Source organism: Arcticibacter tournemirensis, from assembly GCF_006716645.1.
Lineage (GTDB): Bacteria > Bacteroidota > Bacteroidia > Sphingobacteriales > Sphingobacteriaceae > Arcticibacter > Arcticibacter tournemirensis.
Map to the genome: position 1 here is coordinate 136,384 of NZ_VFPL01000001.1, position 23,625 is coordinate 160,008.

The 23,625-nt window shown below is 42.4% G+C and carries 20 protein-coding genes; 15 read left to right on the top strand and 5 right to left on the bottom strand.

Annotated features, from left to right (window positions below; all coding sequences use genetic code 11):
- Window positions 1–79 precede the first annotated feature (79 nt).
- A complete protein-coding gene (aat, locus tag BDE36_RS00625) occupies window positions 80–718 on the top strand; it encodes a leucyl/phenylalanyl-tRNA--protein transferase (RefSeq protein ID WP_141813341.1) in 639 nt (212 codons plus the stop codon).
- Between the two features lie 86 nt (window positions 719–804).
- Here aat and BDE36_RS00630 read toward each other — a convergent pair whose 3' ends face one another.
- Complete coding sequence (locus tag BDE36_RS00630) at window positions 805–3,699, bottom strand: DEAD/DEAH box helicase (RefSeq protein WP_128770694.1); 2,895 nt, start codon at window positions 3,697–3,699, stop codon at window positions 805–807.
- A 294-nt stretch (window positions 3,700–3,993) separates the two neighbouring features.
- On the opposite strand from BDE36_RS00630, the gene BDE36_RS00635 reads away from it, so the two are divergent.
- The 5 genes from BDE36_RS00635 (at window position 3,994) to BDE36_RS00655 (ending at window position 10,137) form a co-directional block, all read left to right on the top strand.
- Window positions 3,994–6,399, top strand: a complete 2,406-nt coding sequence (locus tag BDE36_RS00635; RefSeq protein WP_317132930.1) for a TonB-dependent receptor — start codon at window positions 3,994–3,996, stop codon at window positions 6,397–6,399.
- Between the two features lie 88 nt (window positions 6,400–6,487).
- Window positions 6,488–8,137, top strand: a complete 1,650-nt coding sequence (gene pafA, locus BDE36_RS00640; protein ID WP_141813342.1) for an alkaline phosphatase PafA — start codon at window positions 6,488–6,490, stop codon at window positions 8,135–8,137.
- A 127-nt stretch (window positions 8,138–8,264) separates the two neighbouring features.
- Window positions 8,265–8,900: a thiamine phosphate synthase gene (locus tag BDE36_RS00645; RefSeq protein WP_128770692.1), complete on the top strand. Its 636-nt coding sequence runs from the start codon at window positions 8,265–8,267 to the stop codon at window positions 8,898–8,900.
- A gap of 94 nt (window positions 8,901–8,994) precedes the next feature.
- Window positions 8,995–9,561, top strand: coding sequence for a thiamine pyrophosphokinase (locus BDE36_RS00650; RefSeq protein WP_128770691.1), 567 nt, complete (start codon window positions 8,995–8,997; stop codon window positions 9,559–9,561).
- 90 nt (window positions 9,562–9,651) lie between these two features.
- Window positions 9,652–10,137, top strand: a complete 486-nt coding sequence (locus BDE36_RS00655; RefSeq protein ID WP_128770690.1) for a GNAT family N-acetyltransferase — start codon at window positions 9,652–9,654, stop codon at window positions 10,135–10,137.
- A 22-nt stretch (window positions 10,138–10,159) separates the two neighbouring features.
- Here BDE36_RS00655 and BDE36_RS00660 read toward each other — a convergent pair whose 3' ends face one another.
- On the bottom strand, window positions 10,160–11,278 hold the full coding sequence (locus BDE36_RS00660; protein ID WP_141813343.1) for a DUF4407 domain-containing protein: 1,119 nt from the start codon (window positions 11,276–11,278) through the stop codon (window positions 10,160–10,162).
- A 168-nt stretch (window positions 11,279–11,446) separates the two neighbouring features.
- Between BDE36_RS00660 and BDE36_RS00665 the strand changes: the two genes are divergently transcribed.
- Window positions 11,447–11,764, top strand: a complete 318-nt coding sequence (locus BDE36_RS00665) for a rhodanese-like domain-containing protein (protein WP_128770688.1) — start codon at window positions 11,447–11,449, stop codon at window positions 11,762–11,764.
- Window positions 11,765–11,789: 25 nt separating this feature from the next.
- Window positions 11,790–11,975 carry a DUF6358 family protein gene (locus BDE36_RS24315; protein WP_394366870.1) on the top strand — a complete coding sequence of 62 codons (186 nt, stop codon included), beginning with the start codon at window positions 11,790–11,792 and terminating at the stop codon, window positions 11,973–11,975.
- A 15-nt stretch (window positions 11,976–11,990) separates the two neighbouring features.
- Here the strand turns inward: BDE36_RS24315 and BDE36_RS00670 are convergent, their stop codons facing one another.
- Window positions 11,991–12,719: a peptidase associated/transthyretin-like domain-containing protein gene (locus BDE36_RS00670; RefSeq protein ID WP_141813344.1), complete on the bottom strand. Its 729-nt coding sequence runs from the start codon at window positions 12,717–12,719 to the stop codon at window positions 11,991–11,993.
- A gap of 165 nt (window positions 12,720–12,884) precedes the next feature.
- On the opposite strand from BDE36_RS00670, the gene BDE36_RS00675 reads away from it, so the two are divergent.
- The 3 genes from BDE36_RS00675 to nadD are packed head-to-tail and all read left to right on the top strand — an operon-like array spanning window position 12,885 to window position 14,966.
- Window positions 12,885–13,748, top strand: a complete 864-nt coding sequence (locus BDE36_RS00675) for a YicC/YloC family endoribonuclease (protein ID WP_141816460.1) — start codon at window positions 12,885–12,887, stop codon at window positions 13,746–13,748.
- A 39-nt stretch (window positions 13,749–13,787) separates the two neighbouring features.
- Entirely contained in the window at window positions 13,788–14,357 is a 570-nt protein-coding gene (gene gmk, locus BDE36_RS00680; RefSeq protein WP_128770686.1) for a guanylate kinase, read from the top strand.
- 36 nt (window positions 14,358–14,393) lie between these two features.
- Window positions 14,394–14,966, top strand: coding sequence for a nicotinate (nicotinamide) nucleotide adenylyltransferase (gene nadD / locus BDE36_RS00685; RefSeq protein ID WP_141813345.1), 573 nt, complete (start codon window positions 14,394–14,396; stop codon window positions 14,964–14,966).
- A gap of 8 nt (window positions 14,967–14,974) precedes the next feature.
- Here the strand turns inward: nadD and BDE36_RS00690 are convergent, their stop codons facing one another.
- Together BDE36_RS00690 and BDE36_RS00695 are read right to left on the bottom strand one after the other, a co-directional pair.
- Window positions 14,975–16,570, bottom strand: coding sequence for an FAD-dependent monooxygenase (locus tag BDE36_RS00690; RefSeq protein ID WP_141813346.1), 1,596 nt, complete (start codon window positions 16,568–16,570; stop codon window positions 14,975–14,977).
- Entirely contained in the window at window positions 16,567–17,274 is a 708-nt protein-coding gene (locus tag BDE36_RS00695) for an SAM-dependent methyltransferase (protein WP_141813347.1), read from the bottom strand. Before BDE36_RS00695 ends, BDE36_RS00690 begins: the two co-directional genes overlap by 4 nt.
- Before the next feature lie 54 nt (window positions 17,275–17,328).
- On the opposite strand from BDE36_RS00695, the gene BDE36_RS00700 reads away from it, so the two are divergent.
- The 4 genes from BDE36_RS00700 (at window position 17,329) to BDE36_RS00715 (ending at window position 23,623) form a co-directional block, all read left to right on the top strand.
- The gene (locus BDE36_RS00700) at window positions 17,329–18,048 is read left to right on the top strand and encodes a hypothetical protein (RefSeq protein ID WP_141813348.1); all 720 of its coding nucleotides are present in this window, start codon (window positions 17,329–17,331) and stop codon (window positions 18,046–18,048) included.
- A gap of 142 nt (window positions 18,049–18,190) precedes the next feature.
- Window positions 18,191–18,784, top strand: a complete 594-nt coding sequence (locus tag BDE36_RS00705; RefSeq protein ID WP_141813349.1) for an RNA polymerase sigma-70 factor — start codon at window positions 18,191–18,193, stop codon at window positions 18,782–18,784.
- Between the two features lie 105 nt (window positions 18,785–18,889).
- A complete protein-coding gene (locus tag BDE36_RS00710) occupies window positions 18,890–20,056 on the top strand; it encodes a FecR family protein (RefSeq protein ID WP_141813350.1) in 1,167 nt (388 codons plus the stop codon).
- Between the two features lie 267 nt (window positions 20,057–20,323).
- On the top strand, window positions 20,324–23,623 hold the full coding sequence (locus tag BDE36_RS00715; protein ID WP_161987507.1) for a TonB-dependent receptor: 3,300 nt from the start codon (window positions 20,324–20,326) through the stop codon (window positions 23,621–23,623).
- The last annotated feature ends 2 nt before the right edge of the window (window positions 23,624–23,625 follow it).

A 23,625-nucleotide genomic window follows, 5' to 3' on the forward strand; every position in this document is an offset into this window, starting at 1 on the left:
TATTTTCTTGATAGTTCGATTATGCAGATATGCAGGTTCACGGGATTCTGTTATTTTTGTCAAAAGCATCCCCGTCAGTATGATCTTCCAGTTGGAGAACCACAACATCTCTTTTCCCCCTCCCGAACTTGCAGAAGACGACGGTTTACTTGCAGTAGGAGGCGACTTATCACCCCAGCGCTTGTTGCTTGCTTATCGTTCGGGCATTTTCCCCTGGTATTCTGATGAAACGCCAATTCTATGGTATTCTCCCCACGAACGTTTTGTTCTTGTTCCTGAAAAGGTAACAATATCAAAAAGCATGCGACAGCTAATAAAAGCCGACAAATTTGTTGTCACCGAAAATACCGCCTTCTCCGACGTGATTCGGGCCTGCGCTTCTTCGCCAAGAAAAGATCAGGACGGTACCTGGATTACTTCAGAAATGAAAAAGGCATATACCAAACTTCACCAAATAGGCTTTGCTCATTCTGTAGAGGTATGGTACAAAGGAACTCTTGCGGGCGGCTTGTATGGAATTTCAATGGGTCCCGTGTTTTGCGGCGAAAGCATGTTCAGCTTCATCAGTAATGCGTCTAAAGTTGCCCTTATATGGCTTTGCCAAAATAGGAATTACCGTTTGATCGACTGCCAGATATACAGCGGGCACCTTGAACGCATGGGAGCGGAGCTCATTTCAAGAGAAGAATACATGATGGAATTGACAAGGGACAGTTGACAATGGAGAATGAGAAAATGAACAAATTGTATACTGGTTAAGTTATCTGTTTACTGAAGCTACGAAATCTCATTGTCAACTGTCCATTAATTAAGTATTTCCCTGATATCATCTGCGCTTAAAGATTTCACGAAACTTTCCTCTGTTGTGATTAATGAATCAGCAACCGCACGTTTCCTGATTTGCAGGGCCAGTATTTTCTCTTCTACGCTGTCTTTGGTGATAAACTTATAGATGAAGACATTTTTTGTTTGACCTATACGGTGAGTGCGGTCTACCGCCTGCTGCTCTACTGCCGGGTTCCACCAGGGATCCAGCATAAATACATAATCTGCTTCCGTAAGGTTCAGCCCAACTCCCCCGGCCTTAAGCGAAATCAGGAATAACTTTATATCACTGTTCTTTTGGAATTCCTCTACCACTTCACCCCGGTTTTTCGTCGCTCCATCCAGATAAGCGTAAGGAACCCGCTCGTTGTCGAGGTATTTTCGATAAATGTCCAGCTGCTTCACAAATTGTGAGAAAACCAGTACTTTATGTCCTTCAGCTAAAACGTTCTCGAGGGTATGAATAACATTTTCAAACTTACCCGACTCGCCCTCATAACTGTTGTCCACCATAAAAGGATGATTGGCTATTTGTCTTAATTTAGTCAACCCCTGGAGCACCTGTATCTGCGATCGGGCAAAAGTACCGTCTTCGAGCGTTTTCAAAAGCTCGTTACGATATTCAGATTTAACCTTTTCGTAGTATTCTGCCTGCTCCTCACACATACTGCAATAGAAAAGCTGTTCTGTTTTTTCGGGGAGTTCTTTAGCGACCTGGGTTTTTGTGCGACGCAAAACAAATGGCTTAATAATAGCCTGCAGCTTCCTCGCCTTGTCTTCTTCTTTCTTTTTTTCTATTGGAGTAACGAAGTTGTTCTGAAAGAAATGCTGGTTTCCCAGCAAACCGGGATTAATAAACGACATCTGTGTCCATAGATCATTAACGGAATTTTCAACAGGGGTGCCGCTTAATATAAGCTTGTGTTTCGACTTTAACGTTTTTACCGACTTATAAGCCTTAGAATCCGGGTTCTTAATATTCTGGCTCTCATCAAGAATGATGTAATGAAAATACAAGTGCTCCATGAGCTCGGCATCCACGCGTGTAATCCCATAAGTAGTAAGAACTACATCATACTGAAGAAATCGTTCCACGTCTTTATTTCTGAAACTTCCTGTATGTACCAGTATCTTCAATCCGGGCGCAAATTTCCCCGCCTCGTTCAGCCAGTTATAGATAAGAGACGTGGGCATAATGATAAGAGAGGTAGAACTTGTTCCGTCCGTATCGCCTTCTTCCTTAATTTTCTGAAGTAAGGCAAGTGTCTGAACTGTTTTACCGAGCCCCATATCATCGGCAAGACAGCCACCAAAATTGTATTTTCTTAAGAAATGAAACCAGTTATAACCAGCTTTCTGATAAGAGCGTAGAGTCCCTTTAAAGTTCACCGGAATAGGTGCATCTTCAATTTCATGAAAGTCAGAAAGCTTCTGAAGTTTCCTGTCTATTGTTACAGTCGCCAGTTCACTGTCGGCGAAATCAGCTATTAGTCCTATATGGTGCTTCTTCAACCGCAGGTCGCCATGGCCTTTTTCCGTAAAGCTAAGCAGGTTACTATACTGCGAAAACCATTCCTCAGGAATGATAGCCACTTCTCCTGAAGGCAAAACAAATTCACGGATCTTATTTAAAATATGATGTTTAAGTTCAAGGAAGGGAATAGAATAAGGTCCAAAACGAACAAAGGCCTTCAGATCAAACCAATCATTATTCTCTTGAATTTCAAGATTGATAGAACTTTGCCCGAAAAGGAATCGCTTATTTCCGTCAGGCTGTTCAATTATAAAGCCTCCTGCACTTAATTCCTCATGGTGCGTATTCAGCCAGTTAATTACAGAGAAAGCAGGATCTTCGTCGGTCTTTTGTTCAGTTTCCAGGTAAACAAACATTCCACCGGTAGTTTTGAGTCCCAGTGATAACAGCTCCTGTAACTTTGTCTTTTCCCTGTCAATCGACCGTTTAATGCGATGGAAGATATAATTATCTTTCTCCTTCTCCATCTTTACAGAAACTTTCCTATCGCTACCGGCGGAAAATACATAATCGCCATACCTAAAGTAAAGCTGTAACTGAGATGTTCCACTGGGTATAAATATGACCTTTAGAACTGGTATCGCTTCGAATCGTTCTGTATTGATGGAAAATCCCTCAGCATAAACATGGTGTTTTTCAATCAGGGGCGCAACGAACCGTTCAAAATATGTTTTCTCTGCCGATTTAGGAATCGATATATACCGCTTATTAAGAAAGGGCTGAAGCTTTTTTCCTTCGATATCGCCTTCAAAAAAATACAGTACATTTTCAAGAAGAAGCCAGGCAGGATCATTACAGATGACCTGTGCATCTTTAAACATAAACTCTATCCTGATTCCCTGGTATTTTATCGTAGGAAAATAACGGGTCTCTTCTTCATTCTTCCTGAAGTGAAACAACACGGTGGCAGGCTCTTCTGCAATAGAAAGCGGGCGCTCCACCGGCCAACCCTCCTTACTCATCAGATATATTTCTTTGCTCTGAAGCAATGAAAGAGCCTCGACAATCCTCTTTTCTATTTTTGGCCTGATCGTGTTATGGAGCTTCTCGTCGTATATCTTACTGAAAAATTCCATCGGACGAATGGCTTTTTTATAATAGCGTTTTATAATATGTCCTTGCTCTGTCTCTTCGAGAAGTTTAACGAGCTTGAAATCACTTTCATCAAAGCCGGCAGAAAATTCCTTAGCGGTATTTGTGAACAGCCTTTGATGGGTAAGAGAAAAATCGCCGTCCGGATTTAATTGAACAACGTGCGGTTCAATTAAGAATCCCAGATACTCATGCCTGCATAAGGAATATACTACTTTATATGGTTTTGTACTTTCAACCCTTAACATTGGTAAACGACTCAGTAAAGCTATTAAGCTGTAAGCTAAAAGGGGATAAACATAAGGAGAATTATGGCGAATTCAAAAATTTACTATCTTTACGCCGTCTTAAGGGGTGCCTTGTTGAGGAAAAAACATATAGCGTTTTTCTCCGACACAAACAAAGGCTGAGATTATACCCACCGATAGTAGCACAGCTACTTCGGGCACCTGATCCGGATAATGCCGGCGTAGGGAATGGTAAAGTTAAAAAAGGTACGTGACCCTTGCGTACTGAATGTTTAACTGTTTTTAAAAATAAAAGTGAGAAAAAATCATCTTATCGCCTTACTGGCGATGCTGCTGCCATGTGTTGCATCAGCCCAGTTCTCTATCAAAGGAAAAATTACCGACCGCAGCTCTCATCAGCCGCTGCCAGGAGCAAGTATCAGTATTGGCAACCGCTCTTCAACCAGCAACTCCAATGGCGACTTCAGCATCACCTTTCTGGAGGAGGCATCGTATCAGGTTCGAATACGCTATATCGGTTACAAAGAATATAGCAGAACCATCCGTATCAGCGGCGATCAGACCTTAGACGCTGCTCTGGAGAGAAACAGCTTCATAACAGATGAGGTTATAGTTAAAGCTACCAGAGCTGGCGAAAATTCAGCCACTACTTATCGTAACATGAACCGGCAGGAAATAGAGAAGAATAACATCGGTCAGGATCTTCCCTATCTATTAAATCAAACGCCTTCTGTAGTAGTAAGCTCCGACGCCGGCACGGGAATCGGATATACGGGAATCAGAATCCGTGGGAGTGATGGAACCCGCATAAATGTCACACTGAACGGTATTCCGCTAAACGATGCAGAGAGCCAGGGCGCATTTTTTGTAAACCTGCCTGACCTGGCTTCTTCCGTCGACAATATCCAGATTCAGAGAGGTGTAGGCACTTCCACCAACGGGGCTGCCGCCTTTGGCGGGAGCCTTAATGTTCAGACAACTACCCGACGTGACTCAGCATATGCTGAAATTAACAATACATATGGATCATTCGAAACCTGGAAAAATACGGTAAGTGTAGGTACCGGCCTGATTAACGACAAATTTACGTTCGATGCCCGGGTATCTCGGATTAAATCAGACGGTTACATTGACCGGGCATCTTCCGATCTAAAATCCTTCTTCCTTACCGGTGCTTTTTACGGCAAAAAGGACTTGATTAGGGCGAATGTTTTCTCAGGTAAGGAGAAAACGTATCAGGCATGGAACGGAGTACCCGAATCAATACTCGACACTAATCGCCGGTATAATGAGTTTACTTACGAAGACCAAACAGATAACTACCAGCAGGATCATTACCAGCTCCTTTATACTCATACTTTTAATGATAAATTATCTCTCAATACAGCTTTGCACTACACCTACGGAAGGGGTTATTACGAAGAGTTCAAAGATGCTGATTCGCTTAAAAATTATAATATATCGCCTGTAGTTATCGGCGGTACCAAAATAGAAACAAGTAATCTTATCAGAAGAAGATGGCTCGACAATGATTTCTATGGTCTTACTTATTCGTTGAACTACAAACCACAAAACACACTGGAACTTATACTCGGTGGCGCTTATAACGAATACAGAGGTGATCATTTTGGAGAGGTGATATGGGCAGAAGTTCCTTACGTCGATCCGGCTAGCAACTACACCAGCGCCAAAAGGAGATATTATGAAGATAATGCAGTAAAAACGGATTTCAACAGTTACTTAAGGGCCAACTATCAGAGCGGTAAACTCAACGCTTTTTTCGATCTTCAATACAGAAGAATCGGGTATTCTTTCCTTGGTTTCGACCGGAATCAAAGGAATGTTCAGCAAAAAGATAATCTCAATTTCTTTAATCCTAAGATTGGTCTTACCTGGCTTATTGATTCAAGAAGCAATGTTTACGCTTCCTTTGCAGTGGCCAATAAAGAGCCTAATCGCGACGACTATACTGAATCTACTCCCGAAAGCAGGCCTGAAGCAGAAAACCTAAAAGATATAGAAGCAGGATACCGTATCAGAGGGGAAAACTTTCAGGCAGGGATCAATGCTTACGGAATGTTCTATAAAGACCAGCTGATCCTTACCGGAAGGATCAACGATGTCGGGGAATACACACGCCGGAATGTACCAAGCAGTTATCGTACTGGTATAGAGCTCGATGGACAATGGAGGATTTTACCACAGTTAACCTGGGCGGCTACCGCAAGCCTGAGCCGTAATAAGATCAGGAACTTCACTGAATACGTTGATGATGATAACGAACAGCGAACGTTTGAGTATAAAAACACGGATATCGCATTTTCGCCGTCATTCATCGGCTCCAGCGAAATCAGCTTTCGTCCGGTATCCAACACTGAAATAGCTTTTTTAAGTAAATATGTTGGTAAACAGTACCTTGATAATACATCTAACAGGAGCACAGTCATCGACGACCCTCTTAACCGGGACAGGGTACTGAGCGCTTTCTTCGTTAATGATCTGCGACTCCGATACAACACAGGAGTGGGAAGCATCAAAGACATCGGTATCGCCTTTCAGGTCAACAACATATTTAGCGAGCTGTATGAAAACAACGGATATACCTTTAAATACATTTATGAAGGCGCTCTTTATTCAGGCAACGGCTTTTACCCACAAGCCACAAGGAATTTCCTGCTATCTCTAAATGTAAAATTTTAGTTATTCAGCCTGCTGACACTAACAGCAGGCTGAAGTTTTCAGGCTACAGAATTTTATTTTTATAGAATGTCCTTATCTTTATCCAACCATGAAGATTAAACACACATTCCTTATTGCTTTAGTATTAGCAATAGTCAGCAATTTATCGCTTGCCCAAAAAAAACCAATTCAAAACACATCTGTTCCCAGACCCAAATTAGTTGTGGGTATAGTAGTGGACCAAATGAGATGGGATTATCTTTACCGCTATTATGACCGATACAGCAACGGTGGCTTGAAACGTCTGCTGAAAGACGGTTTTAGCTGCGAGAATACCAATATTGATTATATCCCTACCGTTACCGCTATTGGCCATTCGTCGATATACACGGGATCAGTCCCGGCGATTCACGGCATAGCCGGGAATGATTTCATCAATCAGAAAACCGGAAAAACAATGTACTGCGCCGGAGACACCGCTGTTCAAACCGTTGGAAGTACCAGCACTGCCGGACAGATGTCGCCCCGTAACCTGCTAGTAAGCACTGTAACAGATGAACTTAGACTAGCTACCAACTTCCGTTCAAAAGTAATTGGCATAGCGCTAAAAGACCGTGGTGGAATTTTACCCGCAGGACATTCTGCCAATGCGGCTTACTGGTTTGATGACCAAACTGGAAACTGGATCAGCAGCACTTATTACATGCAACAGCTCCCCGACTGGGTTAAAAACCTGAATGCCCAAAGACTCCCGGAAAAATACCTTAAACAAGACTGGAATACTCTATATCCAATGAACACATACGCTCAGAGTACCAAAGACGATAACAGGTATGAGGGGAAATTTAGCGGCACTTCTGCGCCTGTATTTCCTATTAAGACGTCGTCGATGTTTGAAAAGGATTTCGGCATCCTAAGAACGACACCCTATGGCAACACTTTTACATTTGATTGCGCAAAGGCTGCGATAGAAAACGAAAAACTTGGGCAGAATACAGTTACCGATTTCCTTGCGGTAAGTTTCTCGTCAACGGATTACATGGGGCATCGCTTTGGGCCTAATTCTATTGAAGTTGAGGACACCTATCTACGTTTCGACCGAGATTTGTCGAGCTTTCTCAGCTACCTGGATAACAAAATTGGCACAGGAAATTATACCGTATTTCTTACTGCGGACCACGGCGGAGCACACAACCCGAATTTCTTGATAGATCAAAAGATTCCTGCAGGTATTTTGCCTACCTCAAAAATTCAAAAAGAGCTGAATGAAGCTCTGTCCAAAGAATTTAAAGAATCTAACATTGTAGTGAGTATTGGAAGTTATCAGGTGAGTCTCAATAACTCCCTTATTGCAAAAAACAACCTCGACGAAGCAGCCATAAGAACTGCATGTGTCGAGTTTTTGAAAAAGAGAGACGATATATTGTTTGCGGTCGATGTAGATAAAGCATCAGAGGCAGCTATTCCTGAAGTATTAAAAAAAAGAATCATTAATGGCTACAACAAGGAGCGCAGCGGGGTTATTCAGATCATTCCGAAGCCGGGATATTTCAGCGGCTCACCGCTGGGAACAAATCATGGCGTATGGAACCCTTATGACGCCCATATCCCGTTTGTCTTAATGGGTTGGGGCATCAAACAGGGCAGTACCAGCCGCATGGTAAAAATGACGGACATCTCACCAACTATTGCCGCCCTGCTGCATATTCAGGCCCCTAACGGAAACATAGGTGAGCCGGTTGTTGAAGCACTAAAGTAAATTGAGAGTAGTAAGTGTAAAGTTGAAAGTATCCGATTGAAATTTCGAACCGCCTTCAACTTTACACTTCTTCAAAATATTCCCGCTCTCCCGGCATAAATATCCACCGGGATTACCCCAGAATGATATGAAAAAGTATATCTCCAGATTTCACTATCTCACCCAGGATCTGCCCGACAGAAGCCATATACAACAGGCGCAGACAGCCTGCGAAGCCGGCGCTAACTGGATTCAATACCGTTGTTTTTCAAAAGGAGATGACGAGCTTTTGGAAGAAGTTAATCAGATTGCTGCAATCTGCGACGACTGGGGAGCTACTCTGATTATAACCGACCATTTACATCTTCTTGATAAGGCAGATATACAGGGTGTGCATATAGAAGATATGCAGGCTGACTTCAAAGTTATTCGTCAAAAGATAGGACAAGATAAGACATTGGGGGCGTCGGCCAACACCATCGGAGATATTATCCGTATAGCTGAAAGTAATTCAGTAGACTATATAGGGTGCGGCCCCTTCGCTTTAACGCTGACAAAACCTAATGATTACCCTCTGTTAGGAATGGACGGATACAAAGCCATAACCGACAGCATGGTTCAAAAAGGCATTGCCATTCCTCTTTTGGCCGTTGGAGGAATAACAATAGATGATGTTGAGGATTTGCTTAAAACGGGGATATATGGCGTTGCGGCTTCGTCTGCAATCAACCTCGCTCCTGATCCTGCAAAAGCATTTAAAGAGATTTATCGAAAGGTACTGTAAGATAAAAGGTTAAAGGATAGAGTCAAAAGCTTTTTCTTTTAGCATTCGTTACTTATCTTTATGCTTTAACCTCTATAGCTCTTACCAAAAAATCATGTCATCTCACCACATTGTACGCGAAAAACAGGAACCCGCCTTACTCATAATGGATTTGAACGGCTTTAACGATGAACACCTGGGCCAGCTACTCGAATGGAACCCCACAGTACTTGTTAATGAACCGGTTTATGAAGCAGCAGATTCTCTCGGAATAAAGATAGACGGAGTGATAAGCAGTTCGATATCTTCTCCGCTGCAGCACAAGACCTTTGTGATCCATACCGGGAACTCACCTTTGCTTGACGCTCTTAAATATCTTGCAGGAGAACAGTATCACGCTGTGAATATAATCACCACAAGTTTCAAGCTAAAAGATTACGCCTTATTCGCCGATAGTATCACCCTTGTTATCCTTACTCCGCAAAAAAGGATTTTCACAGCAAAGCCGGGATTTAGTAAGTGGAAGGTTGCCGGCGAGCAAATTGAAATCCTTTCTGAAGTTAAGAACCTACATACAATGGGACTTCATAAAATATCGGGACATACTTATAAAACCGAGAAAGAAGGATTCTATACACTGACTTTTGAACAGCCATTTATATTCATTGCCGAAGAACTTTAAATCACAAGCACCCTGTATGTCCTATCAGATTGTTTTTTTAAAACTCTAAGTTGTGATGTTATTTTTGCAATGTAAATCCATATACCAGATATGACAATCAGAGTTGCAACCGAAGAAGATATCCCGGCAATACGTAAACTGGCGCACGATACGTGGTGGCCAACGTACCAAAGTATCCTTTCACCGGAGCAAATCAGTTTCATGCTTGACACGATGTATTCCGAACCAGCTCTAAAGACTCAGCTTCAAAAGGAGACTTTCTTAATCACAGAAAGAGACCTTGAGCCTGTAGCTTTCGCCTCGTTCTCATGCTCAGATCCGGAGAGACGCATTTTCAAGCTTCATAAAATTTACATCCTGCCCTCGGAACAAGGAAATGGTACCGGCCGGAAACTTATTTCAGCTATAGAAGAAGAGGCCAGAAAAGAAAAAGGCGAACTACTCGAACTCAATGTAAACAGACAAAATCCCGCTTTCCATTTTTATAAAAAGCAGGGGTTTGAGGTTTACCAGGAAGCTGACATTCCGTATTATAATTATTATATGAACGACTATATCATGCGGAAGAACGTGTAGTTTACGCTCAAGAACAAGCCGTTTAGCTCAAATCAAAATCCTCAATTTCACGTAAAGACCTGGCACGGATAATCTTTTTCTGCTTATCTATTTCGGTTTCAACCCTGGTATCATGTACGCCGTCGGTTACAGCGATGTCATAATCTTTATTCTTATAAGAACCATAAATCGCCGCTTCCTCTATATTTTGAAGGGCGATATCATACGGACCCTTGTCGCTCATCAGCTTTACAAACACCGGGAGGCATTCAAACAAAATAAACAGAAGCCCGATGAACATAATGGCAAGATATGTCCCAATATCACGGCTCCCGTCGGCATTAAAACTCAGCTGGCCAAGAGCCCAGTTCCGGTCTGCAAAACCCGCCACATTCGAAAGGCTGTCAAGCTGTCTTCCGCTGAACAACTTTTCGCTCGTTATACCATCGATATCTTTTCTTCGATTAACGTAATTCTCAAGAACATTTATTTCTGATCGTACCGATTCAAGTCGGGACGCCTTTTCATTTAATACTGCCTCTTTCTGCTTAGCATAAGTACCAAAACCCACTTTCCCTGAAGTTTGATTAGTTTTGTCACCGAAGATCTCCTGATTAAGAACGTACCTGGATCTGTTGATATCCCTCTCCAGCGAATCCTTCTCGCTATTAAGGTCCTTCAGTTTATTGATCTGTGCTCCGTATTTATTCTCAAATGTATGATTTAATGTATCAATTTTGGAACGCTGCCCATTGAGGTAAGTAGTCTTAAGCTTTTGCCTGATCTCCTTATCGAAGATCTTCAACTCCAAAGGTCTCGAAATGACAATACCAATCATTATAGCGAGCAGGATACGGGGTGTAGCCTGCAATATTTGCCGGTTCGCAGATCCGTTCTTATTAATACTCGACACGATATACCGGTCCATATTAAAAATAGCGAGGCCCCACAGCAAACCAAACAGGAAAGCAAAAAACACAGCAGCGCTACTACCAGCAAAAACAAAATACATGGCATATCCTCCCGAGAGAGCTGCAAACAGGGCTGTAAAGAATATAGTGGCCCCAATACCTACATACTTATTATGCTCAGTTGGAAAATTCCTCAAAGTTCCGGCATGCGCACCTGAACAAAACCAGAAAAAACCGTTAACTTTCTTCATCAAATCACAATTGATCTCTTATAAAACGAGTAGTGAGGCAAGTTGTTACAGATTAGCCACAAATAAAGGGATCAGAAGCGAATTTTCTTTCGTATTTTACATAATCCTGATTTCAAAAACCAAAAGCTGACCGTTATATTTCCTATCTTTGATTTTAAATCCCGCGTTATGAAAGAAATTACAGTTGAAGAATTAAAACAAAAAATAGATAAAGGCGAAGATTTTCAGCTTATAGATGTTCGTGAACCTTTTGAATATGAAGTATCCAATCTTGGCGGCGAAAATATCCCTCTTGCCGGAGTGCTGATAGAGTCAGATAAGATTGCCACAGACAAACCTGTTATAGTTCAATGTCGCAGCGGGAAACGCAGTGCCGCCGCTATCATGCAGCTCGAACAACAATTAGGATATGAGAATCTTTATAACCTGGAAGGTGGAATCCTTGCATGGAAAGAGAAGTTCGATCCTGATATGCAGATATATTAAGTCAGTAGCGATAATGTAATCATAGATGGTAAAGAAAGTATTGCTCAATGTCATATATAACCTTGCGATAATAATCCTGATATTCTGCCTTTTCTGGAGTATAAATCGCAGTTTCTATATGCTTTCTGCTGCTGTTGTCTTTCTGATTGCATTAATCGCCTTCCTTAAAATCCGACTTATAAAAGAAGTGAAAAAGGCAGGCAGGAAATAAGGTACTAAAGGATGGCTACTTCTTATTATCCAGTGCCTGTCTGCTTTTCTTAAAATCCTGGAACGACGTTTTAATATACACCACAAGATCGTAGTCGTTCCATCTCCTTATTTGCTCAAGGCCAGGCATATACTCTGCCCGAAATTCCGGCAATTCCTCGGGTGTTATAGGAACGGCATTTTTGATTACAAGGTCATTGAAACGACGACTTACTTCCTGGTACTCCAGTTCACGTTCAGCATATTCGCTAAATCTGCGGGCTCTTTTAGCATTCTTTCCGAAGAGCTCATTAATGGCAGTCAGCGGATGAAATACTGAAGCAAGAAGAGGCGGTTTTCCGTTATAGTAAACTCCTTTACTTCGATAACCATCCTGAACCTCCTTAAGCTCGTTTTCCAACGATTTACCTTTTACGATCACTTCACTTAGTTCGGTTATCGGAATAAGATAAATAAGTGCATCTTTGAAATCAGAAACCACAATTACCTGCGGTGTATATCCGGTAGCCAGGACTTCAATGGTGTCGCCTGGTGCTGCCAGTATACTGAAAAAACCAAATTGGTTAGTAGAAACAGAAAAATTACTTCGCTTATTTTGTACCACCGCTCCGCTAATCCTCACTCCGCCACCTCTCTTTAATACAGCCCCCTGCTGCGGCTTGATACTCTGTGCAGAAACACTATTAAGTGATAGCACAAGAAAAGCAAATGTTATTGCGACAGATATGCGTTTTAAATAAAACATAATCATTGCTAAGCTAAAAGATATTTACTCATACCTGCGGTATTTAACCAATTTTAACATAAACCAAGCCAAAAGAGTTATTTTTCCAGTAAAAAAACATACTGCTTGTGAATATCCAAACAGTTCGAATCTGAATAAATAGTATCTTTGCCCATGATTAAATCCATGACTGGTTACGGTATAGCCTCTAAAGATCATGCGAATGCAAAATATACCGTAGAGATAAAATCACTTAATAGCAAATTTCTGGAACTTGCATTAAAGCTTCCTAAAGCTTTTTCCGATAAAGAACTGATTCTTAGGAATGATTGCAGTAAGCAGATAGAGCGTGGAAAAGTAAATATTGCTTTCACTATCGAGTATCCGGAAAATGAAAAAAAGACTGCTTCGATTGACAGCACACTTTTGAAGCTTTATTACCAGCAACTAAAAGCCTCAGCTGAAGAATTGAACGACAATGGCAACAATTTACTGCAACTAGCCCTCAACTTTCCGGAGGTTATCAAATACGACGAAGACATCGTATCTGAAGAGGAATGGCAGCAACTTTATAGTACTTTCTCTTTGGCACTGGCGAATTTCCAAACCTTTAGAGCTGATGAAGGGAATGTTCTGCAAAGAGACCTTATCCTCCGGATAAATAATATTCTGGAGGCGCTTAAACAGGTTGAAGAGCAGGACCCAAAACGTCTGCCTGTTATACGGGAACGGCTCATGCAACTTCTGGATGAATATGTAGGCAAGGAAAACACCGATCAGAACCGCCTCGAGCAGGAGTTAATATTCTATATTGATAAACTCGATATCACGGAAGAGAAGATCAGACTTAAAAGCCACTGTGACTATTTCCTACAAGCCCTCAAATCATCTGATGCAAACGGTAAAAAACTGGGATTCATTTCTCAAGAGATCGGACGGGAGATAAATACCATGGGTTCTAAAGCAAATGACGCCCGCATCCAACAGATCGTAGTCGGAATGAAGGAGGAGCTTGAAAAAGTGAAAGAGCAGCTGCTAAACGTGCTTTAACAGTTTTAACACACATACTTTCAGATACACAATTTTTATATGACTCAAGGCAAGCTTATTATATTCTCAGCACCTTCCGGGGCTGGGAAAACTACAATTGTTCACTACCTGCTAAAAAAAATACCCGAACTTTCATTCTCTATATCTGCAACAACCCGTGAATCCAGAGGCATCGAAATGAATGAAAAGGACTATTATTTTATCAGTAAGGAAGAGTTCCTTCATAAGATTGCCAAGCACGAATTTGTAGAATTTGAAGAAGTATACTCGGGTACCTTTTACGGAACCCTTCGCTCCGAAATACAACGTATATGGAATGAAGGGAAACACGTTGTATTTGATATCGATGTTCAAGGGGGCATGCGTTTGAAAAAGAAATTCGGAGATCAGGCGCTCTCTATATTTGTCCAGCCGCCATCCCCGGAGGTTCTTGTCCAAAGGCTCGCAGGCCGGGGCACCGACAGCGCCGAAAAGCTAAAGGAGAGGATTGCCAAGGCAGATAAAGAACTGACATTTGCAAGTCACTTTGATGTGATACTTCCTAATTTTGATTTGCAGACCGCCTGTAGCCAGGCTGAAAAAATCGTAAGAGAGTTTATCGGAAAATAAAGACAGCTTCAAACTGAGCAAAAGACAGTGTAATCTATGAAAATAGGACTTTTCTTCGGCTCCTTTAATCCCGTTCATACGGGACATCTGATCATAGCCAATTATATGGCTCATTATACCGATATGGATAAAGTGTGGCTTGTTGTATCGCCACACAATCCCTTAAAGGATAAAAAAGCGCTTATTAATATGTACGACAGGCTGGAAATGGCCAAACTCGCTACAGAACATGCCTCTGGCATTTTTGTGAGTGATGCCGAATTTAAGCTTCCTAAACCTTCTTATACGATTGACACCCTCACTCATCTGCACGAACGGTACCCCGGGCACCAGTTTTCCCTAATTATGGGAGCTGATAACCTCGTATCACTAAAGAAGTGGAAAAACTATGAGCTCATCCTGCGCGACTATCACGTTTATGTATACCCAAGGCCTGGATTTGAAGATTGCGATCTGAACGGCCATCCTTCAGTGACGATAACCGAAACTCCCGTTATGGAAATCTCATCTACGTTTATCAGGAAAGCCCTTAAAGAAGGAAAAAATGTGCAATACTTCGTTCCCGATACCGTACTGGACTTTATAGAGGCGAAAAACCTATACAGATAAAACCTGTGTTATTTCCTCCATCCAACAGTCTCTTTCAGATAGATATCCAGGAGTTCTATATCAACAATATCATTCATATAACCGATATGCATGTCGGGTCGTATGATTAACGCCTTGTTTCTATCCTCTTTTATTTCAAGGAAATCAAATATATGCTGATTAGGCTTCGAAGGCGGGAGATAGTAAAAATTCAAATCCAACGGATAAGCAGACTTAATCCATTTTGCGAGCAGATGAACGTCCCGCTGGCTGAGAAACCCAATAACCAGGAGAGTGAAGCCAGGTTTTGAACACCATGAATGAAGATCACTATCTTCCTTCAGCTTTTCATCAAAAAGGCGCAGAAAAGGGAGGCGATCACCCGCTTTCACCCGGCCCGACTGGCTGTGATGGACAGACAGGGGACTACTCCTGTATTGAATTCCCGTCTGCGAAATCCGTGCAAACAGCTTAACCGGAATATTTCTGTCTCTCCAGAACATCTGAAGGATCTTCGGCAGAAGCCAGTTTCTGATCCTGCTAATAAGCCAGTTCTGTGTGGCTGCGATTGTAAACAGGCGGTCAGTAGTCTTTAACAGCGCTCTTGCAACAGGCATCCGCTCGGCGGCGTATGTATCCAGTATCCCTTCGTTATATTCCTTCTTCAGCACTCCACTTAGCTTCCAGGCAAGATTATAGGCATCCTGCAACCCTGTATTCATCCCTTGCCCTCCGGCTGGTGAATGAATATGAGCGGCATCGCCAATTAAAAAGCAGCGCCGGTTACGAAAGCGTTCAGCCATCCTGTGATGAAGCTGATAGGTCGAAAACCAATAACATGACTCTTCCTCAAGGGGGATTCCAGAAGCGTAGGTTATATAAGGCTTGATATCCTCGAAAGTAACACTCTCCCGGCGCCTTAAGGTTCGTGGCAGGATCCCAATAAACCGGTAATTATTACGCTGCATAGGAAAAATACCGGTAAAGCCTTTATCTTCAAGAAATACACGCACGTCACCACCATCCGGCTGGCCTTTAAGATTTATATCTGCGAGATAAAACTTGTTCAGATACGTGCCGCCGGTAAAGGCAATACCCTGGCTTTTCCTTACACTGCTGGATGCTCCATCAGCCCCGATAAGCCAGTCGCATGTCAGCGTTTCATCAACATCCCCCCGTCTCAGTCGCACAGCGACACGGCGCTCCGTGGAAGAAACACCTTTAAGCTCTGTATCCCAGTATACGGGGCAGGTGTTGGAGGTAAGATAATCAAGAAGTAATTTCTCAGTCTTATTCTGTTCCAGGATGAGCACATAAGGGAAAGGACTAATCCCTTCGCCGACAGAAGTGAGATCAAGATGAGCCACCTCTTCTGTATCTTCATGAATAGCAAGCCCCTTAACAGCGTTTCCTTCCTCCAATACAGCGGCATCTACACCCAGCTGCCTCATAATCTCAAGTGACCGGGCCTGAACCGCTAAGGCCCGTGAGTTACTTGTCAACCCTGTCTTACTGTCTATGATCACCGGATAGACACCAAAGCGCAGTAACTGGGCGGCCATCATCAAACCTGACGGTCCGGCGCCCACTATTAGAACAGAACAATGTGAGGGTAGAGAATTCATTTATAAAGCAGGAAGATGGTCGGCTTCTTATGAAAATCATACGACCGTTTCCGCCATTGTTCAACAGGTAAGGAGATAATTTGTTCGTCATCTGAGGTAAGGTTGCAGGCAACACATACCCGAGTTTGGCTTTGACAGCTTCTCAGGATCTCTTCCAAAAGCTGATTATTCCTGAAAGGCGTTTCTATGAATATCTGTGTTTGCTTGTGCCTCTCCGATATGTTCTCAAGCTCTTTTATCCTCTTAGACCGCTGTACCTTATCAATCGGCAGGTAACCATGAAATGTAAAACTTTGGCCGTTAAAGCCGGAGGCCATCAGGGCAAGCAGTATCGAACTCGGCCCAACCATGGGTACCACTTTGATGTTCCTTCTGTGTGCTTCGGCAACAATCTCTGAACCCGGATCGGCAATCGCAGGACAACCCGCCTCACTCATCAGTCCCACATCCGTTCCGGTCTCCAGCGCCTTAAAGTAATGTGCAATATCCGTTTTCTCCGAATGTTTCCCATACACATGGATCACCAACTCACTCTGAGGCGTCTTGAGTCCCATATTTCTGAGCCAGTAACGGGCGGTCTTTTCGTTCTCAACAATATAGGTATTTATGTTGTTTATTAGCTGGCCTTGCCAGGCTGTGAGCGTCCGTTCAGCTGAATTCTCAGCTAAGGGCACCGGAAGAAGAAAGATTGTTCCTTTAGGCATTGTTGCAAATTTGATCTTTTTTCTGTATTTATTGTATATGTAAAAGGAGGATTTATGACGACATTAAGTGTAAACTGGTTTATCGAAGGATCTCTCGACTTTGAATATAAGAAATATCAGCTTCTCGCCTATTTACAACACATCAATAAACGTTTTAATAAAACCAAACTATATCCAGACCTCAACGACCTTATTTTCCATTACAACAATCTGCTTAAATTTAAAGAAAGTAAAACAGTGCTTCAGAAGTCATTTCCCGAGCGTTTAACAAATGCCGATATAGAAGCCGTAAAACTCACCTACGAGAAGATGGTTCAGGATGACTCACTGATGCAGGAAATAGAACACATTATTAATTACTCGTTAAAAAAGATTGATCCTGCGATAAAGGCCGGTAAGGAAATATACGATTTTGTTGAAAGTCAGCTGCATATAGAAACCATAGGGGTTATACCTCTGTATCCTTACCATGGCTATCTTCTGCTACGTAACGGAGACACGAAAGAGACAAACGTTTATGAGTTTAAGGTTACAATTTTCCAGAGCCGCGATGAGAAATATCGCGGCATTAATACTCAATACGTTACAAGCTATGAAAGAAACTTCGTCTATGGAACCCCAGAGGCGATCAGGAAAGACCTGATCCATACCCGTAGGGAGTTCCCCAACCCGGCAGTATACCATATAGAAACGGATATCACATTCCCGCTGGAACAAACACTACTGCCTTTGGCTAAAAAGAATCTCGTAAGACATATTTCAACGACAACCTGAAAGAATAAGCTTATGTTTCTACCTCTTTCGGCTGATATAAACTCCCGGTTTTCTAACGCATACCAAAATCGCGCAACAATTTTAGTTGTATTATACAATAAAACTCTTTTAATTGCAGGCACTGCTGCTTAAATTAGTGGTTATGCCGGGGAAAGAAACACAGTTGTGGACTGATACAAAACTTCTTGAGCTTGTTAAGGAAAATAACCTGACAGCTTTTGAAATGATATACAATAAATACTGGTCCAGGCTCTATCTCTCGGCCTATAACATTTTGCGTGATCAACAAGCCGCAGAAGACATTGTTCAGGAGATTATGACAGACCTGTGGGCAAGGCGTACCACTAAACAAATAGAATCTCTCAATTCATATCTGTACGCGTCAATTCGGTATAAAGTGTTTAAGGCAATAAAATCAGGAAAGATCAGGGATGGCCTTTACGAAGAGATTGAACGGATGTCGGTTGCAAATCAAACAGAGGATTTGCTTGCAGAGAAAGACATAAACAAGCTGCTTGAACTTGCCCTCTCGCAATTACCACCCAAATGCAGGGAGATATTCTTATTAAGCAGAAAAGAACACTTATCTACAAAAGAGATTGCAGAGCGCCTCGGCATTTCGCCTAAAACAGTGGAGAGCCAGATCACCATAGCAATACGCCGACTCCGTCCCGTTTTAGGTGAAGTGATATTTCTGGCAATGTTTGTATTCTCCTCTCACTTTTTGAAAAACTAAAAGGATTCAGATCGGACATCTCCCTGCCATAATACCTTTTTTTAAAAAAAATCATTCGCCTTTCGGGGTACTTATCCTTTTTTGACACATACAGTAAACATTCTTGTGAAAAGAGAAGACTTTCAGGAGTTAATAGAGAAATATCTTGATGGATCCATCGATGAAAAGGGGAAACAAATCCTCTTTTTATATTACGATGAGTTGCAGAAGAATAAAGAAACATGGGACGAAGAAGTATTGGGCAGTCGCGAAACGGTACGATTAAGATTGTTAAACAAGATACTCACGGATATAAAAAGTCACAAAAAGAATACCTGGTCAAAGAAAAGGAAATGGCTTTCTGTTGCCGCCATGTTTCTTATGGTCATGGCGGGAACTACTTTTCTTTCCCGTTACTATTACAATAACCACAGATCTGCAAATTCCAAAAAAAACGATATTCTACCCGTCGGCAACCAGGCTGTACTAATCTTGTCAAATGGCTCTAAAATTATACTTAAGGATAGAGAATCAGGAACGCTGGCCAGGCGAGGCAATACGATTATCAGCCAGTCCCGGCCAGGACAACTGATTTACGCCATAACAAGCAATATTGATAATAAAAAGGAGCCTGAATACAATACGCTTACCACTCCAAGGGGAGAAGGATATCAATTGGTATTGTCTGATGGCACCAGGGTATGGCTTAATGCCGAATCTTCTATTACTTTTCCTTCTTTTTTTACAGGCAAGGATAGGATAGTAAGTACAACCGGCGAAGCTTACTTCGAAGTAAACACAATTGCAAAAAGATCTGGATTAGAAAAAATACCCTTTATAGTTAAAACGCGCGGACAGGAGGTAAAGGTACTTGGAACTCACTTTAACATTAATGCATACCCCGAAGAAGGGTCTAACAAAACCACGCTTCTTGAAGGCAGCGTTCAGGTACTGGGAAACGGTGCCTCTGAATCAAGAGTGCTCAGACCTGGCCAGCAAGCTTCACTAAAACCAGGGAGCGGATATATTTCAGTCGAAAATGTTTCACTGGACAAAGTAGTTGCGTGGAAAGACGGACTATTTATTCTTGACGAAACAAACATTACCGACATTATGAAGCAGCTCGAAAGGCTATATGATGTAAAAGTAGAATACGAAGGTAAAGTACCTTCCGTTCGTTATACCGGAAGCATTCCCAGGAAGAGTGCATTGAGTAAGGTACTTCGTATGCTGGAAAGAACCGGCTCTGCCCGGTTTAAAATGGAAAATAACGTAATTATTGTTTTAAAATAATCATAAATAAGGAGGACGAAAATGAAAAAAAATTGACCTGTCTGAATTGCATTACCCGGTAAAAAAAGCCGGAAACGGTGAGAGGTTTCCGGCAATTAGAAAGGGTTAGCTCTAAAATAGAAATTAAGAACTCCAATTAACTTTTAACCCAATCCCTGCAAAGGTATGAAACATCTTGTACTTTCCCTGAATTCCTGTGGACTGTTCTGTACGCCCTTAAAAAGGCAAACGACTCACCTGCAGAAACTTAAAAAATTAATACTGATTATGAAATTAGTGGCAGTTTTACTTCTTGTTACATGTATACAAGTAAGTGCTTCTGTTTACTCGCAATCATTATCCCTTTCAAAAAAGAATGCTTCTCTGAGAGAGCTGTTTAATGAGATACAGAAGCAAACAGGATATAACTTTTTATACAGTAACGAAACTATTAACGATACTAAAACATTTACGGTAAACTTTAAAAAGGCCAAAATTGACTACGTATTAAATAGCTTGCTAGCCGATCTTCCGTTAGAGTACAGCATTGAAGAGGGAATTATTCTTATTGTAAATAAAGAAGTCAAATCGCCCGTAACGCCTGCAAAGGCGGATCCGATTATTATCACCGGTAAGATTACAGACGAAAAAGACGAACCTCTGCCCGGTGTAACTGTACGTCTTAAAGGAACCAGCATTGGAACCAGCGCAAACGCCGATGGGGTATACTTCTTAAAGATCCCCGAGATGAAGGGGACGCTTGTGTTTAACTTCGTCGGTTACCTGACTGAAGAACGGGCTATTCGGTCGGAAAAAACCATAGACGTAAAGCTACGGCCCGATTCAACTGCATTGCAAGATGTAGTGATCGTTGGATATGGCGTGCAGAAAAAAATCACAACCATAGGAGCACAGTCTTCAATAAACGTGGAATCCCTTAAGCAGCCTGTTGCGAACTTAAGTAACGCTATCGCAGGCCGGGTAGCAGGAGTAATAGGGGTACAAAGGAGCGGTGAACCCGGTTACGACGGATCACAGATATATATAAGGGGAATATCTACCTTCACCAGCAGCAGCCCCCTTGTGCTGGTTGATGGAGTAGAACGCGCCTTTAGCAATATTGACCCTGAAGATATTGCGAATTTCACCGTATTAAAAGATGCCTCCGCTACTGCAGTGTATGGAGTTCGCGGTGCAAACGGCGTTATCCTGATCGAAACTAAAAAGGGCCGCGCAGGTAAACCCAAAGTAAACCTGCAGATTAATCAAGGTGTCACTCAATTCACCAAGATACCCGAATTTGCAGATGGAGTAACCTATTTGCAGATCGCAAACGAAGCTTATCATAATAGTAATCCCACAGCAATGCCTTTATACTCCGAAGAGAAAATTCTGGCCACTGCTAGCGGTTCAGATCCCGATCTTCATCCAAATGTAAACTGGATGAAAGAGATGTTTAACGATTTCGGTCAGAACAGACGCGTTAATCTAAATGCAAATGGCGGATCGGATCGTGCCACATATTATCTTTCGGTCGGATATTATGATGAAAACGGGTTATATAAGACGGATGAGCTGGCCCAGTATAATTCTGCAATCAAGTTTACCCGGTATAACTTTACGAGCAATCTCACCCTGAAATTATTCAGAGATACAAAGGTGGATTTTGGCGCGTCCGGGTGGATATCAGATGGCAATTATCCGGGCAGAAGCGCCAGTTCAATCTGGAACGCAGCTTATATCATGCCACCCACAGTTATTCCTGTGAAATATTCAAACGGATCTATACCTCAGCCCCGGGGAGAGGAGTCAAACCCATACGATATGTTAACACAAAGCGGTTATGTTAACAATGTAACCAGCCAGCTTTGGTCAAATATAAAAATCACCCAGGATCTAAGCCCCTGGCTAAAGGGACTTTCGGCCTATGGTATGTTTTCATTTGACAATAACAATTATCATCAGATCTCAAGAACCAAGACTGTAGACACCTATTTCGCTTCTAATCGCGATGAAAACGGCAATCTGGTATTCGACCAAACCCGGGTAGGTTCCAGCTATTTAGGATACGAACGGTCAAATGGGGGGAGCCGGCAATTCTATACAGAGGCTGCGCTTAATTACAGCAATAGTTTCGGCGATAAAAAGCATGATGTGAGCGCTATGCTGCTCTATAACCAGAGCGACCGCACAGACGCCTTCTCAAATGATTTTATCAATGCCATACCTTATCGATATCAGGGCATTGCCGCCCGTACGACATACGCCTACGACAACCGGTATCTGGCAGAGTTCAACCTGGGCTACAACGGCTCAGAAACTTTTAACACAGGGAAGAGATTTGGATTTTTTCCCTCCTACGGTATAGGATGGGTAGCTTCCAACGAAAAATTTTTCAAGGCTCTTTCAGGAACCATTCAGTTTCTTAAGTTCCGGGGTTCATATGGCATTGTGGGTAACAGCAATATCGGAGGACGTCGGTTTGCCTATATCTCCACTGTAGCATCCAGAACGGGATATTCTTTTGGAAGAAATACCGACAATAATTTCGGAGGGCTTGATATTGGTGAGTACGCCGTAGACGTTACGTGGGAACAGGCAAAAAAAGCAAACGCAGGACTGGAACTACGCACTTTGAAAGAATCACTATCGCTCACTCTCGATCTGTTTATGGAAAAAAGAGAGGGTATTTTCAAGCCGCGGGGCGACGTACCAAACTACGCAGGAATTCAGGCTACGCCTTATGGAAACCTGGGAGCGGTTCACAACAAGGGATTTGACGGAACTGTAGTATTCAACAAACAGCTAAGCAATGACTTTTCATTAGAACTCAGAGGCAACGTAGTCTGGAACCGGGCCATTATTAAGGAAGATGCCAATGCGATCTGGCCATATCCCTGGCAACAGGTGATTGGCCGGAAACTCGGCCAGCGGTTTGGCAAAACAGCCATAGGGCTTTTTCGATCAGAAGAAGAAATTGCAAACAGTCCTACCCAAACCGGCAGTATCAAGCCCGGGGATATAAAATACAAAGATCTGAATGGAGATGGCAAAATAGATAATTACGATGAGGGTCCTGTGGGTTACGGATCTATACCTGAGATAGTGTATGGCTTTGGGCCTTCTTTTACTTATAAGGGCTGGTCGCTGGGTGCATGGTTCAAAGGAATCAGCAATGTAGATATTTCGCTTAACGGCGAGGGCTTGCAACCCTTTCAGAAAGAAGGCACACGCGGCAACCTGTTTAGCAATATTACCGACAGATGGACACCGGACGGTTCGAATCCCGACCCCTGGTATCCGAGACTTACCTATCCATCGACATCAAACTCAAATTACGACAACAGTACATGGTGGATCAAGAACGGCGCTTTTATGCGGCTGCAAAACGTCGAACTTAGCTATGCATTTCCTAAAAAGAGCTGGCTCGAAAAATTCGGAATGTCCAACTTCAGAGTGTATGCAGTTGGATACAACCTCCTCACATTCAGCAGCTTTAAACTATGGGATGTAGAACTCGGTGATGGTAAAGGAGCCCAATACCCATTAATGAAAACGTATAGCGTTGGCATTGATTGCCGGTTTTAAAA